Genomic DNA, 15,614 nt, shown 5'->3' with positions numbered 1-15,614 from the left:
AAGGAGTCAGTCATGAAAAAATTAGTTGCGACAGCGCCTCGTGTAGCGGCGCTGGTGGAATACGAAGATCGTCCTGTTGCAGCACATGAGGTGAAGATTCGTGCCCGTTATGGTGCCCCGAAACACGGCACCGAAGTCGTGGATTTCCGCGCGGCAAGCCCGTTCATCGATGAAGAGTTCAACGCTGAGTGGCAGATGTTTACCCCGCGTGAAAAAGGTGCAGCGCGCGGCATCGAATTTGGTAAATTCCAGCTGGGGAACATGATCGTCGGCGACATTATCGAATGTGGTGCGGACGTGACGGAATACCAGATCGGCGACAGCGTCTGCTGCTACGGCCCGTTGCAGGAAACGGTCATCGTAAACGCGGTGAACAACTATAAGCTGCGCAAAATGCCGCAGGGCGCATCCTGGAAAAACGCCGTTTGCTACGATCCGGCGCAGTTCGCCATGAGCGGCGTGCGTGATGCTAACGTCCGCGTAGGGGATTTCGTCGTGGTTGTGGGGCTGGGCGCGATTGGCCAGATTGCGATTCAGTTGGCGAAAAAAGCCGGTGCGTCAGTGGTTATTGGTGTCGATCCTATCGAACATCGCTGTGAGATCGCCTGCCGTCACGGTGCAGACCACTGCCTGAACCCAATCGGTACCGATGTCGGTCTGGAAATTAAGAAACTGACCGGCAAGCAGGGCGCCGATGTGATCATCGAAACCAGCGGATTTGCAGATGCGCTGCAATCTGCGCTGCGCGGTCTCGCCTACGGTGGAACGATCTCCTACGTGGCTTTCGCCAAGCCGTTTGCGGCAGGCTTCAACCTTGGTCGCGAAGCACACTTCAATAACGCCAAAATTGTCTTCTCCCGCGCATGCAGTGAACCCAACCCGGATTATCCGCGCTGGAGCCGCAAGCGTATTGAAGAGACCTGCTGGGAATTGCTGATGAACGGTTATCTCAATTGCGAAGATCTGATCGACCCGGTCGTCACCTTCACCACCAGCCCGGAAAGCTATATGAAGTATGTCGATCAGCACCCGGAACTCAGTATCAAAATGGGCGTCATTTTTTAAGCTAAGGACAGCAATCATGAAAATCGCAACACAAAACCAGGCCTTTTTCCCGACCGCTATCATGGAAAAATTCGAATACATCAAAGCGATGGGATTTGATGGCTACGAAATTGATGGCCGACTGCTGGTGGAAAACCTCGACGAAGTAAAAGCGGCTATCAAAGCCACCGGCCTGCCGGTCACGACGGCCTGTGGCGGATACGATGGCTGGATCGGGGATTTCATTGAAGAACGCCGCCTGAACGGTCTACAGCAGATTGAACGCATTCTGGAAGCGCTGGCAGAAGTGGGCGGAAAGGGGATTATCGTTCCGGCTGCCTGGGGGATGTTTACCTTCCGTCTGCCGCCAATGACTTCGCCACGTAGTCTGGACGGCGATCGCAAAGCGGTCAGCGCTTCCCTGCGCTGGCTGGATGAGGTGGCAGCGCGCACCGGAACTACCGTCTACCTGGAGCCGCTGAACCGCTATCAGGATCATATGATCAACACTCTGGCCGACGCGCGTCGTTATATCGAAGAGAACGGCCTGAAGCACGTGCAGATCATCGGTGATTTCTACCACATGAATATTGAAGAAGACTCCCTGACGGAAGCGCTGCATCAGAACCGCGACCTGCTGGGTCATGTGCACATTGCTGATAACCACCGCTATCAGCCGGGCAGCGGCAGCCTCGATTTCGCCAGCCTGTTCGATCAGCTGCGTGCCGATAATTATCAGGGTTACGTCGTGTACGAGTGCCGGGTGCGTGCCGACGATCCGGCTCAGGCCTATAAGGACTCTCTCACTTACTTGCGTGAATGCTAAGGATGACGAGCGTGATGAGTGCTTCTACACCTTTGCCTCTGCGCGTCGCCATCATTGGCGCCGGGCAGGTTGCAGACAAAGTGCATGCCTCGTATTACGCCACGCGCAGTGATGTTCAAATGGTGGCTGTCATGGACAGCCGCCTTGAGCAGGCACAGGCGTTCGCGGAACGTTATGCTATTCCATCGGCATGGCAGGACGCTCACGAGATGTTGCAGGAAGTAAAACCGGATGTGGTGAGCGTCTGTTCGCCTAACCGGTTCCATTTTGAACATGTGATGGCGGCTCTCGAAGCAGGTTGTCATGTGATGTGTGAAAAGCCGCCGGCGATGACGCCGCACCAGGCGGATGAGATGCGTCTCGCGGCGCGCAAGGCCGGAAAAGTCCTCGCGTACGATTTTCACCATCGCTTTGCGCTGGATACCCAGCACCTGCGCGATGCGGTAATGAACGGAACGCTCGGTGAAATTTACTTCACCTCCGCGCAGGCGCTGCGTCGTTGCGGTGTGCCGGGGTGGGGCGTTTTCACCAATAAATCGCTCCAGGGCGGCGGGCCGCTGATCGATATCGGCATTCATATGCTGGACGCCGCGATGTACGTGCTGGGTTTCCCGCCCGTGAAGCGGGTAACCGCGCACAGCTTCCAGAGACTGGGGAACCGGAAACACACCGGCCAGTTTGGCGAATGGGATCCTGCGCAGTTTACCGTGGAAGATGCCCTGTTTGGCACGATTGAGTTCTGCAACGGTGGCATTCTGCGTCTGGACACCTCTTTTGCGCTTAATATCCGCGAGCAGTCGATCATGAACGTCTCTTTCTGCGGTGAGAAGGCGGGTGCAACGCTGTTCCCGGCACACATTTATAACGACGAAGCCGGTGTTTTACAGACGCTGACCCAGCGGGAAGAAGCTGACGATCGCCGACATCTGCGCAGTATGGACGCGTTTGTTCGCCACGTATTGGGCGAGCCGGTCATGATTGCCGATGCGGAGCAGGGGCTGGTGATCCAGCAATTAGTCGCGGCGTTATATGAAGCCGCGGAAACAGGGGAAAGCGTGACGTTATGCTGAACCAGTCTGTATTAACCGATCCGAGCTTTTGCCCGCATAGCCTGAATAAGTACGCGTCCATTATGGCCTGCGGCAATGGCTACATGGGCATTCGCGCCACGCATGAAGAAGATTACACCCAGCAGACCAGAGGCATGTATCTCGCGGGGCTGTATCATCGCGCGGGACGCAACGAAACCACAGAGCTGATCAATCTGCCGGATGTCACCGGGGTTGAAGTTGAGCTGGACGGCGTCAATTTCACGCTCCTGTCAGGCGAAATTCTTGAGTGGCAACGCGAGTTGGCCTTTGCTAACGGCGAACTGCATCGTAACGTTGTCTGGCGTTCGCCGGACGGAAAACGCTATCGCCTCGAGAGCCGTCGTTTTGTTTCGCTGGACCAGTTGCCCTTAGTGGCAATGCGGCTCTCGATTACACCGCTTGATGGCGCCGCTCAGGCCGTGCTGAAAACCGGCATAGATGCGACACAGACGAACAGCGGCAGGCAGCATCTGGATGAAATCTCGGTCAGGGTTTTTGACCAGCACTACATGCAGGGTGTGTATGAAACGCAGGACCGGGCGTCTGAAGTTGTTGTTTCGGCGTTTTGTCAGCTCTCCGCTCAGAGCGACAGCTGTTTCACCGCCAAAAATCGTCGCCTCAGCGTTCATCATTCTCTGACTATCTCGCAAGGTGACACCGTCACGCTTGAGAAGATCGTCTGGCTGACCCATCGCAGCGATAAAGCGCTCTCACAGGAGTCTTTCGCCCGCAACGCGCTGGCCGATCTCAAAGTCTGCGCGGCAAGAGGCTACGATGCGTTGCTTGAAAGCTCAGCGTACGCCTGGGAAGCGGTCTGGCGTGACGCTCGGGTGGAAGTGACTTGTGCAGAACAGCAGGATCAGCTTGCACTGGATTATGCCGTCTGGCACCTGACGACAATGACGCCAGCCCATAGCGAAAGAAGCAGCATTGCCGCGAAAGGGCTGACGGGGGAAGGGTACAAAGGGCACGTCTTCTGGGATACCGAAATTTTCCTGTTGCCGTTCCATCTGTTTACCCGTCCACAGATTGCCCGCAGCCTGCTGCGCTATCGCTGGCTGAATCTTTCTGGCGCGCGTGAAAAAGCACGCCGTAACGGTTGGCCGGGCGCGTTGTTCCCGTGGGAAAGCGCCGCCAGCGGAGAGGAAGAGACGCCAGAATTCGCAGCCATTAACATCCGCACCGGGGTTCGCCAGAAGGTCGCCTCCGCACTCGCTGAACACCACATCGTGGCTGATATTGCCTGGGCCGTTGTCGCTTACTGGCAGGCAACACACGACGATGCCTTTATGCGCAATGAGGGTCTGACGCTGCTGATGGAAACCGCTTCGTTCTGGATGGGACGCGCGACGGAAATTAATGGTCGTCTTGAGATCCATGACGTGATCGGACCGGATGAATACACCGAGCATGTCAACAACAACGCTTACACCAACTATCTGGCCTGGCACAACGTGGCCTGCGCGCGTCAGTTTATGGCGAAGTTTGGGCGTGAAGATGCGCGTTTTACGGAGAATGCCGGTAAGTTCCTGGCGCGCCTGTGGCTGCCAGAGGCCGACGCAGAGGGTGTGATCCCGCAGGATGATACCTTCATGGCAAAACCTGCCATCGATCTGAGCCGCTATAAAGCCAAAGCGGGTAAGCAAACCATTCTGCTTGATTACTCTCGCGCGGAAGTGAACGAGATGCAGATCCTGAAGCAGGCCGACGTGGTGATGCTTAACTACCTGCTGCCGGAACGGTTTACGCCGCAGCAATGTGCCGCCAATCTGGCGTTCTACGAGCCACGCACGATCCATGATTCATCCCTGAGTAAAGCCATTCACGGCATTGTGCTCGCACGCTGCGGTGACACCGAGGGGGCGTATGCCTTCTGGCGCGATGGGATTGCCATCGACCTGGGGGACGACCCGCACAGCAGTGATGACGGTATTCATGCTGCCGCCACCGGTGCGATCTGGTTGGGCGCCATCCAGGGATTTGCTGGCCTGCACATTAGCGAAGGGGAGCTGCATCTTGCGCCGAAGCTGCCTGCTCACTGGCAGAAACTCGCCTTCCCGCTGCGGTGGCGGGGCGCAACAATGCACATTACCTGTGAAGATGACCAGTTAACCATTGAAACCACCGCACCTGTCACGTTGACGCTGTGGGGGGAAACGCTGCATGTATCAGGGCGAAAGGTCTGTGAGCGTAAGGACTTTCTTGTACCTGTTAATGGGACCGCTACCACGGAGGGGCGCCATGACGCTTAACGCTGTTGTATTCGATCTGGACGGGGTGATCACCGATACCGCGCATCTTCACTTTCTGGCCTGGCGCGCCGTGGCGGAGGAGATTGGTATCACCTTCGATGAAGTATTTAACGAACAGCTGAAAGGAATAAGCCGTATGGACTCCCTCCAGCGCATTCTGAAACATGGCGGGAAAGAGGGGATGTTCAGTGACGAGCAGCGCCTGGCGCTGGCGACGAAAAAAAACGCGCTTTACGTCCAGTCGCTGGCATCACTGACGCAGGATTCGCTGCTGCCGGGTATTCGCGACGTGCTGGCGGATATTCGCGCCGCGAAGGTCAAAATTGGCCTGGCATCCGTATCGCTTAATGCTCCTGGGATTTTGCACGCGTTGGGTATTCATCAGGCTTTCGATTTTTGCGCCGATGCTTCGCGTATTAGCCGCTCAAAGCCGGACCCGGAAATCTTCCTTGCGGCCTGTAAAGGACTGAACGTGCGTCCTGAAGAGGCCATTGGTATCGAAGATGCCGCCGCAGGGGTAGATGCGATCAACGCCGCAGGAATGCTGTCGGTCGGGATTGGGCCTGGCCTGAACCATGCGGGATTACAACTTCATTCAACGCAGGAACTGACCTGGGAACGCCTGACGGCTTTCTGGGCATCCCGGGCGTATTGATAAGGAATTAATAATGGCTCAACTGTCTCTGAAACACATTCAGAAAATTTATGATAACCAGGTCCACGTGGTGAAGGATTTCAACCTCGAAATTGAAGACAAAGAATTTATCGTCTTCGTCGGTCCATCGGGTTGTGGGAAATCCACGACGCTGCGAATGATTGCCGGCCTCGAGGAGATCAGCGCGGGTGAACTGATTATTGACGGGGTTTGCATGAATGATGTTCCCGCCAAGTCCCGTGATATCGCGATGGTCTTCCAGAACTATGCGCTCTATCCGCATATGACGGTCTACGACAACATGGCGTTTGGCCTGAAAATGCAAAAAATTGCGCCCTCCGTCATTGAAGAACGCGTTACCTGGGCGGCACAGATCCTGGGCTTGCGCGATTATCTCCAGCGTAAACCTGGCGCGTTGTCCGGCGGTCAGCGTCAGCGCGTGGCGTTAGGCAGGGCGATAGTGCGCGAAGCGGGGGTGTTCCTGATGGATGAGCCCTTATCCAACCTCGATGCCAAACTTCGTGTGCAGATGCGCGCTGAAATCAGCAAGCTGCATCAGAAGCTTAATACCACCATGATTTACGTGACGCACGATCAGACGGAAGCCATGACGATGGCGACCCGCATCGTGATTTTAAAGGACGGCATCATTCAGCAGGTGGGCGCGCCGAAGCAGGTCTACAACGAGCCGGCGAATATGTTCGTTGCAGGATTTATTGGCTCACCGGCGATGAACTTCATTCGTGGCGCAATCGACGACCGCTATTTTGTGACGGAAACGCTGCGTCTGGAGATCCCGGAGGACAAGCTGGCCGTACTGAATGCGCAAGGTTACCAGCGTAAAGCGGTTGTCTTTGGGATCCGTCCGGAAGATATTCTCACCGTACAGCGAAGCGGCGAAAACATCACGGCGAAGATCAGCGTTGCTGAGCTGACCGGGGCTGAATTTATGCTTTATGCCACCGTGGGTGGGCATGAACTGGTTGTCCGTGCGGGAGCGGCGGATGATTACGTTGCCGGAGATAATATCGGCATCCAGTTCGACATGAATAAGTGCCATTTCTTCGATGCTGATACTGAAACAGCTATTAGATAAGAAAGGTGTTCGCCGGAAATGAAAGTTTCCGGTTTTTTGTATGTTAATTAAAAAGGAATATTTTAATGAGTACTCTACTAAGAAGTGCTGCGCTCGTCCTGTGCGCAGGGGTGAGCTGCGCATAAGCAACTGAATCAGCCAAACAGTGGGAATTTAATATTGGCGCCATGTATGAAATTGAAAACGTCGAAGGTCAGGCAGACGATAAAGATGGATTATATGAACCCTCCGTGTGGTTTAATGCCACTTGGGATGCATGGACCATTTCGCTGACTATGTATCAGGAAGGGCCGGTTGATTACAGTAGCATGACGCGCGGCACCTATTTCGATCGTCCCGAAGTAGAATTACGCTATCGTATTATTGGTACCGATGATTTCACGCTGGGACTGACGGGTGGTTTCCGTAATTACAGCTATCATTTCAAAGATGAGGATGGCGCGAAAGCGGGCAGCGCAAATATGCAGCGCTATAAAATTCAACCGGACTGGGATGTAAAATTAACCGATGACTGGCGTTTTGGCGGATGGTTTGCCATGTACCAGTTTGCGAATGACCTGGCAAAAAACGGTTATTCTGAGAGCCGTGTTGAAACGGAAACCGGTTTTACCTGGACAATTAACGAAACCGTCTCTGCAAAAGTTAATTACTATTTAGAGCGGGGTTTCAATATGGACAGTTCACGTAATAACGGTGAATTCTCCACTCAGGAAATTCGCGCCTATCTGCCGATTTCATTGGGTCAGACGACGCTAACGCCTTATACCCGTCTGGGACTCGATCGCTGGTCAAACTGGGACTGGCAAGACGATCCTGAGCGTGAAGGACATGATTTCAACCGTTTGGGTATGCTGTACGCCTATGATTTTAACAATGGTTTATCCATGACGCTGGAATATGCCTACGAATGGGAAAACCATGACGAAGGGGAAAGTGACCGCTTCCACTATGCCGGTATCGGCGTGAATTACGCGTTTTGATAACACTTCACCAGGGGCGTTTGCCCCTGGTTTTTAGCGTAATGAAGCCGCATCTGAAAAATGCGTTTCAACCAATACCTTATGCGGGGCAGGTTTACCCGCAATGCACCTGAACAACAAATCGCAGCTCTCTTCGCCCAGCTTTCTCGTGGGGATATCAAAACCGCCTGGTGCAGGGGTTAAAATGAGAGATAGCATCGGGTCGCTGTATCCTGCCATTGCGACCTGTTCCGGGATCGTCAGATTTAGCTCATCCGCGGCACGATAAAGACTCAGCAATTTCATGCTGTCCGTCGCAAAAACCGCATCGGGCGGGTTGTCTGATGAGAGTAGCTGACAGGCCGCCTGAAGCGCGCTTTCATGGGTATATCCGCCATCAATAACCCAGTCCGGATTAATCGCAATACCGTGCTTCTCAAGGCTCGATTTATAGCCCGCCAGGCGATCGATAGAAACGTGATAATCGAGAGGGGCATGCAGGCAGGCAATTTTAGTGCGACCATGTGTGATAAATGAGTCGGTTAATATGGCGCTGTCGTGGAAATTATCCGTGTCGACAGAATAGATATTCTGGTAATTGCCTTCCACTTTACCAATAACGACCACGGGCACACCGTATTCGTCCAGCGTCGCGAAAAAAGACTCGTTCGCCGGCGAGCTTAGCATGATGATCCCTTTGATCATCTTCTGCTTTATTTTACCCACGCATTTTTGCAGATCATCTTCGCTGCTTTTGGACGTTTGTAAAATAACATCAAAACCTTCTTCTTCTGCTTTTGCCGTTATGGCATGCAGTACATCAGAGAAAAACGGATTCCCTGCGGTGGTTTTGGTTGAACGGGTCGAAATAACCATAATGGCGTCGAAGCCAGAAGAGGTGAGTGCGCGGGCAAGTTTATTCGGTTGATAATTTAATTCTTCTATCGCCTTCAACACCTTTTCGCGCGCTTCAGGAGAAATATTCGTTTGTTTATTCAGAACGCGCGACACGGTTGATTTCGAAACGCCAGCAACGCGGGCAATATCATAGATGGTGGGTGACATACACCTTACTCACTCCAGACGGACAGCAATTGCGCCCATCTTACTGGAGAGAAAACGGCAATAGCAATAATTAAGAATTGATAATCAACGATCTGCCCCAATTTACTGTATTCTGAAGTGACTTTTTTCAGGGTTCCAGGCAATGAAGGACGGCGATGAAGCGACTTAAAAACGAATTCAATTCTCTGGTGAACCGTGGCGTTGATCGCCATCTGCGTCTTGCCGTGACGGGGCTGAGCCGCAGCGGTAAGACAGCATTCATTACGGCGATGGTCAATCAGCTGTTGAACCTGCATGCAGGGGCGCGCCTGCCACTGCTTAGCGCAGTGCGCGAGGAGCGGTTGCTGGGGGTGAAACGCGTACCGCAACGTGATTTTGGCATCCCCCGTTTCACCTATGATGAAGGTCTGGCGCAGTTATACGGGGAACCTCCCGCCTGGCCCACCCCGACGCGTGGCGTGAGCGAAATCCGGCTTGCGCTTCGTTTCCGCTCGAATGAATCCCTGATGCGTCACTTCAAAGAAACGTCCACGCTCTATCTCGAAATTGTGGATTATCCGGGAGAATGGCTGCTCGATTTACCGATGCTGGCGCAGGATTACCTGAACTGGTCCCGACAGATGACCGGTTTGTTGCAGGGGCAGCGGGCAGAGTGGTCGACCCAATGGCGCCAGCTTTGCGAAGGGCTGGACCCGCTGGCGCCGGCGGATGAAAACCGTCTGGCCGTCATAGCCGAAGCCTGGACGGATTACCTGCATCAGTGCAAGCAGGAGGGGTTGCATTTCATTCAGCCGGGCCGCTTCGTTCTGCCGGGTGATTTAGCCGGTGCTCCCGCGCTACAGTTTTTCCCGTGGCCGGACGTTGACAGCATCGGCGAATCGAAACTGGCGCAGGCGGACAAGACCACCAACGCCGGTATGCTCCGCGAGCGATACAATTATTACTGTGAGAAGGTGGTTAAGGGCTTTTATAAAAATCACTTTTTACGCTTTGACCGCCAGATCGTGCTGGTGGACTGCCTGCAACCGCTCAACAGCGGGCCGCAAGCGTTCAATGATATGCGGCTGGCGCTGACGCAGCTGATGCAAAGCTTTCATTATGGCCAGCGTACGCTGTTTCGCCGTTTGTTCTCGCCGGTCATCGACAAGCTGCTGTTTGCCGCCACAAAAGCTGACCATGTGACGGTCGATCAGCACGCCAACATGGTATCCCTGCTGCAACAGCTGGTGCAGGATGCCTGGCAGAATGCGGCCTTCGAAGGGATCAGCATGGACTGTCTGGGGCTGGCGTCCGTACAGGCTACGCAGAGTGGGTTGATTGACCTGAATGGCGAGAAAATTCCGGCCCTGCGGGGCAACCGTCTCAGCGACGGCGAACCGCTCACGGTCTATCCGGGGGAAGTTCCGGCGCGTCTGCCCGGCCAGGCTTTCTGGCAAAGCCAGGGTTTTCAGTTCGAAGCCTTCCGTCCGCAGAGCATGAACGTTGATCAGCCATTGCCGCATATCCGTCTGGATGCTGCGCTGGAGTTTTTAATTGGAGATAAATTGCGATGACGGAACCGTTAAAACCTCGCATTGATTTTACCGGCCAGCTTGAGCAGACGCCCCATGAGGCGTTCAAAACGGCGCAAACCTTCAGCGGCCCGCAGGCTGACAACTTTGCTCCCGTGCTGGCAGACGAACCGATGGTTGAAGAGGGGCAGGCGGAAGCGGTGGTTGATGCGGCACTGCGCCCGAAACGCAGCCTGTGGCGTAAGATGGTGACCGCCGGGTTAGCCCTTTTTGGTGTGAGCGTAATCGGCCAGGGCGTGCAGTGGGGCGTCAATGCCTGGCAAACGCAGGACTGGGTGGCGCTGGGGGGATGCGCCGCCGGGGCGTTGATTGTTGGTGCGGGCGTTGGCTCAGTCGTCAGCGAGTGGCGTCGCCTCTGGCGTTTGCGTCAGCGTGCCCACGAACGCGATGAAGCGCGGGATCTGCTGCACAGTCACGGCACAGGAAAAGGGCGTGCTTTTTGTGAAAAGCTTGCGGCTCAGGCCGGGATAGATCACTCTCACCCGGCGCTTCAGCGCTGGTATGCGGCGATACACGAAACCCAGAATGACCAGGAAGTGGTCACGCTCTATGCGCACATTGTTCAGCCGGTACTGGATGCGCAGGCTCGTCGTGAGATCAGCCGTTCGGCGGCGGAATCTACCCTGATGATCGCCGTCAGTCCGCTGGCAATGGTGGACATGGCCTTTATCGCCTGGCGCAACCTGCGTCTGATCAACCGCATCGCCAGGCTGTACGGCATTGAGCTTGGCTATTACAGCCGACTGCGCCTGTTCAAACTGGTGTTGCTGAATATCGCCTTCGCCGGGGCAAGCGAACTGGTACGGGAGGTCGGGATGGACTGGATGTCGCAGGATCTTGCGGCGCGTCTCTCTGCCCGGGCGGCGCAGGGGATTGGTGCCGGTCTGCTGACGGCACGCCTGGGTATCAAAGCGATGGAGGTTTGTCGTCCACTCCCCTGGATCGATGGCGATAAGCCGCGGCTGGGGGATTTCCGTCGCGAATTGATTGGCCAGCTTAAAGAGACGCTCAATAAAAAACCTGCTCAGTGAGGTTTTGTTTACTAATCGTGCGGGCTGTCAATATTTGTTGACAGCCACCTTCCCGAACACCGTGATCTGACATATCATTTTACTGTTATTGGCTTAAACGGTGAATTTCCCATGCGTCTGGAAGTCTTTTGTGAGGACCGTCTCGGTCTGACCCGCGAGTTACTCGATCTTCTTGTTTTACGTAGCATTGATTTACGTGGCATAGAGATCGACCCTGTCGGGCGAATTTACCTCAATTTTGCCGAAATTGAATTTAATACCTTCAGTAGCCTGATGGCGGAAATCCGCCGTATCGCTGGCGTTACGGATGTACGTACCATCCCCTGGATGCCGTCCGAGCGGGAACATCTTGCGCTGAGCGCGCTGCTGGAAGCAATGCCGGAGCCGTTTCTCTCTCTCGATCTGAAAAATAAAGTCGAGCGCGTTAACCAGGCCAGCTGCCAGCTGTTTGCGCAGACTCAGGAAAAACTTATCGGGCACCACGCCACGCAACTGATCACCGGTTTTAATTTCCAGCGCTGGCTGGACAGCAACCCGCAAAATACCCATAGCGAGCATGTCGTCATCAACGGACAGAATTTCCTGATGGAGATCACACCGGTCTACCTGAAAGGGGAAAATGCCGCGCGGGTGCTGACCGGCGCAGTGATCATGCTGCGCTCCACGGTGCGAATGGGGCGTCAGTTACAGAACCTTTCCAGCCAGGACGTCGGCGCATTCAGCCAGATTATTGCGGTGAGCCCGAAGATGCGTCATGTGATCGACCAGGCGCGCAAGCTGGCAAATCTTACGGCGCCGCTGCTGATTACCGGGGATACCGGTACGGGGAAAGATCTGCTGGCGCATGCTGTGCACATGGCCAGCCCGCGTGCGGCAAAACCGTATCTGGCGCTGAACTGCGCCTCTATTCCTGAAGATGCCGTTGAAAGTGAGCTGTTCGGGCATGCACCGGAAGGTAAAAAAGGCTTCTTTGAACAGGCGAATGGCGGCTCGGTGCTGCTGGACGAGATTGGCGAAATGTCGCCACGCATGCAGGCGAAACTGCTGCGTTTCCTCAATGACGGCACGTTCCGCCGCGTGGGGGAAGATCATGAAGTTCACGTGGACGTGCGCGTCATCTGCGCCACCCAGAAAAACCTGGTGGAGCTGGTGCAGAAAGGGGTATTCCGCGAAGATCTCTACTATCGTCTCAACGTTCTGACGCTCAATATTCCGCCGCTGCGCGATTGCCCACAGGACATCATGCCGTTGACAGAACTGTTCGTGGCCCGTTTTGCCGATGAGCAGGGCGTGCCGCGTCCGAAGCTCTCTGCCGACCTGGGCACCGTGCTGACGCGTTACGGCTGGCCGGGCAATATTCGTCAGCTTAAAAATGCGGTCTATCGCGCATTAACTCAGCTTGAAGGGTATGAACTGCGCCCTCAGGATATTCTGTTGCCGGATTACGATGCCGGGACGGTCTCGGTAGGCGAAGAGGCAATGGAAGGCTCGCTGGATGACATCACCAGCCGTTTCGAGCGTTCGGTGTTAACGCAGCTATATCGCAGCTATCCGAGCACGCGCAAGCTGGCTAAACGTCTTGGGGTGTCACATACCGCGATTGCGAATAAGTTGCGCGAGTATGGGTTAAATCAGAAGAAGGGTGACGAATAAATAAAAAAGCCTCTTTGCAGAGGCTTTTTTACGTTTAGGCTTTAAGCGCCTCAAGTGCAGCGGTGTAATCCGGTTCGGTAGTGATTTCGTTCACCAGCTCACTGAAAACAACGTTGTCGTTTTCGTCGATCACCAGCACCGCACGAGCAGCCAGACCTTTCAGCGCGCCTTCGGAAATGGCAACACCGTATTTTTCCAGGAAATCCGGGCTGCGCAGAGTGGAAAGGGTGATAACGTTGCTCAGGCCTTCAGCGCCGCAGAAGCGGGACTGGGCAAACGGCAGGTCAGCAGAAATGCACAGCACCACGGTGTTATCCATTTCGGTCGCCAGCTGGTTGAATTTACGCACTGATGCAGCGCAAACGCCAGTATCGATGCTTGGGAAAATGTTCAGGACTTTACGCTTGCCAGCAAACTGGCTCAGCGTGACGTCAGACAGATCTTTAGCCACCAGAGTAAAAGGCTGTGCTTTGCTGCCAGACTGTGGGATGGAACCTGCAACAGCAACCGGGTTGCCCTGGAAATGAACGAGTTGTGACATAGATATCTTCCTGTTTACAAATAGTTAACGTCGTGGCTAGTGTATGTCATCCGCAGTTAGCACGGCAAACCAATTTTCTGCCTTTCCGGCCTGCAAGGAGTCAGTGATGAGAAGCGTTAAGGTCTATGAAGAAGCCTGGCCATTGCACACCCCGTTTGTGATCTCGCGCGGCAGCCGTAATGAGGCCTGCGTGGTCGTGGTTGAATGTGAAGAGGACGGCGTAAAAGGCGTCGGAGAATGTACCCCTTATCCTCGCTACGGAGAAAGCCTGGCGTCAGTCATGGCGCAAATTATGACGGTGGTGCCCGAGTTGCAGGCGGGCCTGACGCGTGAGGCTCTTCAGCTTCGGTTGCCGGCCGGCGCGGCACGCAACGCGATTGACTGCGCACTCTGGAGTCTGGAAGCGGCGAAACAACAAAAACCGCTGCCTGCGCTGCTGGACGTTACGCTGCCGCAATCGATCGTCACCGCGCAAACGGTGGTCATCGGTGAACCAGAGCAAATGGCCGCCAGCGCTCAGGCGTTGTATGCCACCGGTGCAACCTTATTAAAGGTGAAGCTCGACGATCGTCTGATTAGCGAACGCATGGTCGCCATTCGTGCGGCGGTGCCTGATGCCACTCTTATCGTCGATGCGAACGAATCATGGCACAGCGAAGGGCTGGCAGCCCGTTGTCAGCTGCTTGCCGATCTGGGCGTCGCCATGCTGGAGCAACCCCTCCCGGCAGGAGACGATGCCGCGCTGGCGAATTTTATTCATCCGCTTCCCGTCTGTGCAGATGAAAGCTGTCATACCCGTGCGAGCCTGTCAGCTCTCAAGGGACGCTACGAAATGGTGAACATTAAGCTGGATAAAACAGGTGGATTAACCGAGGCCCTGGCACTGGCACAAGATGCGCAGGCGCAAGGCTTTGCTCTGATGCTGGGCTGTATGTTGTGCACGTCCAGAGCGATCGGCGCTGCGCTCCCGCTGGTGAACAGCGTGCGTTTTGCCGATCTGGACGGCCCAACCTGGCTGGCGGTTGACGTCTCACCCGCGCTGAATTTTACTTCCGGCGTGCTTCATCTTTGAGGCTGCCAGCGCAGGAGATCTGTCATCGCCCGCAGGTATTTTTCGCTCGCTTCATCCGAGGAGATGGGCGGAAACTCTGCGGTGATACAGTGAAGGCTGAGATCTGCGCACCAGCTGCCAAACGACCCGGGTGTTTCATAGCCAACGCTGCTCACCAGAGGTAGAGCAAACGCATCCGCAAGCCACTGCCCGAGCGCCGTATGACGAGGATCTTCAATACAGGCGAGGGGATCGTGGAAAGAGACAACCCAGGCCGGGTGGATCTTATGAATAAGCTGGCATAGCGCCTGAGTCTCCGGTTCGGAACCGGGTTTGTCTCCCGTGAGCAGGACCACATCTCGCTCCTGCGCCGAACTGTTCCAGCGATACACCGTTTCACCGGCGCGCCAGTTTGCCGCCGGGAAGTTCCTGTTCAGGTCAACGCCTCGTGCATTCGCCCGCAATCCAAGCTGACAACCGTCCGGGTTGACGGTCAAAATCACATGATGACGTCGTAAATCGGGGGCCAGCGTACGTAGCGCGCACGAGAGTGTCACGACAGACGAGTTTTCATCGCCATGCGTGCCTGCAATGATTAAGCCGCTATTGCGATCGGCCTCGGGGGCCGGAAACCAGATCAGCGGCGCGCCTAAAAATGAGCGTCCATAATGTTCAGTTCCTGGCGGGAAGGCACCGCGTTCCGTTCTTGGTCGGGTAGTTGCCATAGTAAACCCTGATGATAAAGTCACTTCTGGCAGTGTTGTGCAAAAGCCGCGCTT

Annotated in this window: 13 protein-coding genes and 1 pseudogene; 11 read left to right on the top strand and 3 right to left on the bottom strand. The window is 55.1% G+C overall.

Annotation, left to right across the window (positions count from 1 at the left end; all coding sequences use genetic code 11):
• Positions 1–12: 12 nt before the first annotated feature.
• The 7 genes and pseudogenes from ycjQ (at position 13) to O1724_RS12645 (ending at position 7,944) form a co-directional block, all read left to right on the top strand.
• Positions 13–1,065 carry a D-guloside 3-dehydrogenase gene (gene ycjQ / locus O1724_RS12675; RefSeq protein WP_045333117.1) on the top strand — a complete coding sequence of 351 codons (1,053 nt, stop codon included), beginning with the start codon at positions 13–15 and terminating at the stop codon, positions 1,063–1,065.
• 16 nt (positions 1,066–1,081) lie between these two features.
• Positions 1,082–1,870 carry a 3-dehydro-D-guloside 4-epimerase gene (ycjR, locus tag O1724_RS12670; protein ID WP_003856868.1) on the top strand — a complete coding sequence of 263 codons (789 nt, stop codon included), beginning with the start codon at positions 1,082–1,084 and terminating at the stop codon, positions 1,868–1,870.
• An 11-nt stretch (positions 1,871–1,881) separates the two neighbouring features.
• Positions 1,882–2,940: a D-glucoside 3-dehydrogenase gene (gene ycjS / locus O1724_RS12665; RefSeq protein WP_104469341.1), complete on the top strand. Its 1,059-nt coding sequence runs from the start codon at positions 1,882–1,884 to the stop codon at positions 2,938–2,940.
• Positions 2,934–5,213, top strand: coding sequence for a glycoside hydrolase family 65 protein (locus tag O1724_RS12660; protein WP_032609327.1), 2,280 nt, complete (start codon positions 2,934–2,936; stop codon positions 5,211–5,213). Before ycjS ends, O1724_RS12660 begins: the two co-directional genes overlap by 7 nt.
• The gene (pgmB, locus tag O1724_RS12655; RefSeq protein ID WP_032658607.1) at positions 5,203–5,868 is read left to right on the top strand and encodes a beta-phosphoglucomutase; all 666 of its coding nucleotides are present in this window, start codon (positions 5,203–5,205) and stop codon (positions 5,866–5,868) included. The genes O1724_RS12660 and pgmB overlap by 11 nt, the downstream gene beginning before the upstream one ends.
• 13 nt (positions 5,869–5,881) lie before the next feature.
• Positions 5,882–6,964 carry an ABC transporter ATP-binding protein gene (locus O1724_RS12650; RefSeq protein WP_003856876.1) on the top strand — a complete coding sequence of 361 codons (1,083 nt, stop codon included), beginning with the start codon at positions 5,882–5,884 and terminating at the stop codon, positions 6,962–6,964.
• Positions 6,965–7,029: 65 nt separating this feature from the next.
• Positions 7,030–7,944: pseudogene (locus tag O1724_RS12645) on the top strand (OmpG family monomeric porin).
• A 33-nt stretch (positions 7,945–7,977) separates the two neighbouring features.
• On the opposite strand, the gene O1724_RS12640 reads toward O1724_RS12645, so the two are convergent.
• Entirely contained in the window at positions 7,978–8,988 is a 1,011-nt protein-coding gene (locus O1724_RS12640; protein ID WP_023324782.1) for a LacI family DNA-binding transcriptional regulator, read from the bottom strand.
• A 155-nt stretch (positions 8,989–9,143) separates the two neighbouring features.
• Between O1724_RS12640 and O1724_RS12635 the strand changes: the two genes are divergently transcribed.
• The 3 genes from O1724_RS12635 (at position 9,144) to tyrR (ending at position 13,243) form a co-directional block, all read left to right on the top strand.
• Positions 9,144–10,541, top strand: coding sequence for a YcjX family GTP-binding protein (locus tag O1724_RS12635; RefSeq protein WP_032658603.1), 1,398 nt, complete (start codon positions 9,144–9,146; stop codon positions 10,539–10,541).
• On the top strand, positions 10,538–11,590 hold the full coding sequence (locus tag O1724_RS12630) for a YcjF family protein (protein ID WP_032609317.1): 1,053 nt from the start codon (positions 10,538–10,540) through the stop codon (positions 11,588–11,590). Before O1724_RS12635 ends, O1724_RS12630 begins: the two co-directional genes overlap by 4 nt.
• A 111-nt stretch (positions 11,591–11,701) precedes the next feature.
• Positions 11,702–13,243 carry a transcriptional regulator TyrR gene (gene tyrR, locus O1724_RS12625; protein ID WP_003856887.1) on the top strand — a complete coding sequence of 514 codons (1,542 nt, stop codon included), beginning with the start codon at positions 11,702–11,704 and terminating at the stop codon, positions 13,241–13,243.
• A gap of 34 nt (positions 13,244–13,277) precedes the next feature.
• Here tyrR and tpx read toward each other — a convergent pair whose 3' ends face one another.
• Positions 13,278–13,784 (bottom strand): thiol peroxidase, encoded by a 507-nt coding sequence (gene tpx / locus O1724_RS12620; RefSeq protein WP_003856889.1) that lies wholly within the window; start codon positions 13,782–13,784, stop codon positions 13,278–13,280.
• 106 nt (positions 13,785–13,890) lie between these two features.
• Between tpx and ycjG the strand changes: the two genes are divergently transcribed.
• A complete protein-coding gene (gene ycjG / locus O1724_RS12615) occupies positions 13,891–14,856 on the top strand; it encodes an L-Ala-D/L-Glu epimerase (protein WP_058675165.1) in 966 nt (321 codons plus the stop codon).
• Here ycjG and mpaA read toward each other — a convergent pair.
• Complete coding sequence (mpaA, locus tag O1724_RS12610) at positions 14,847–15,560, bottom strand: murein tripeptide amidase MpaA (protein ID WP_023314235.1); 714 nt, start codon at positions 15,558–15,560, stop codon at positions 14,847–14,849. The genes ycjG and mpaA overlap by 10 nt on opposite strands.
• Positions 15,561–15,614: the final 54 nt, after the last annotated feature.

It is taken from the genome of Enterobacter cloacae complex sp. HYC074_NIDB (assembly GCF_056673345.1).
This window is presented reverse-complemented; position numbering and strand designations above follow the sequence as displayed.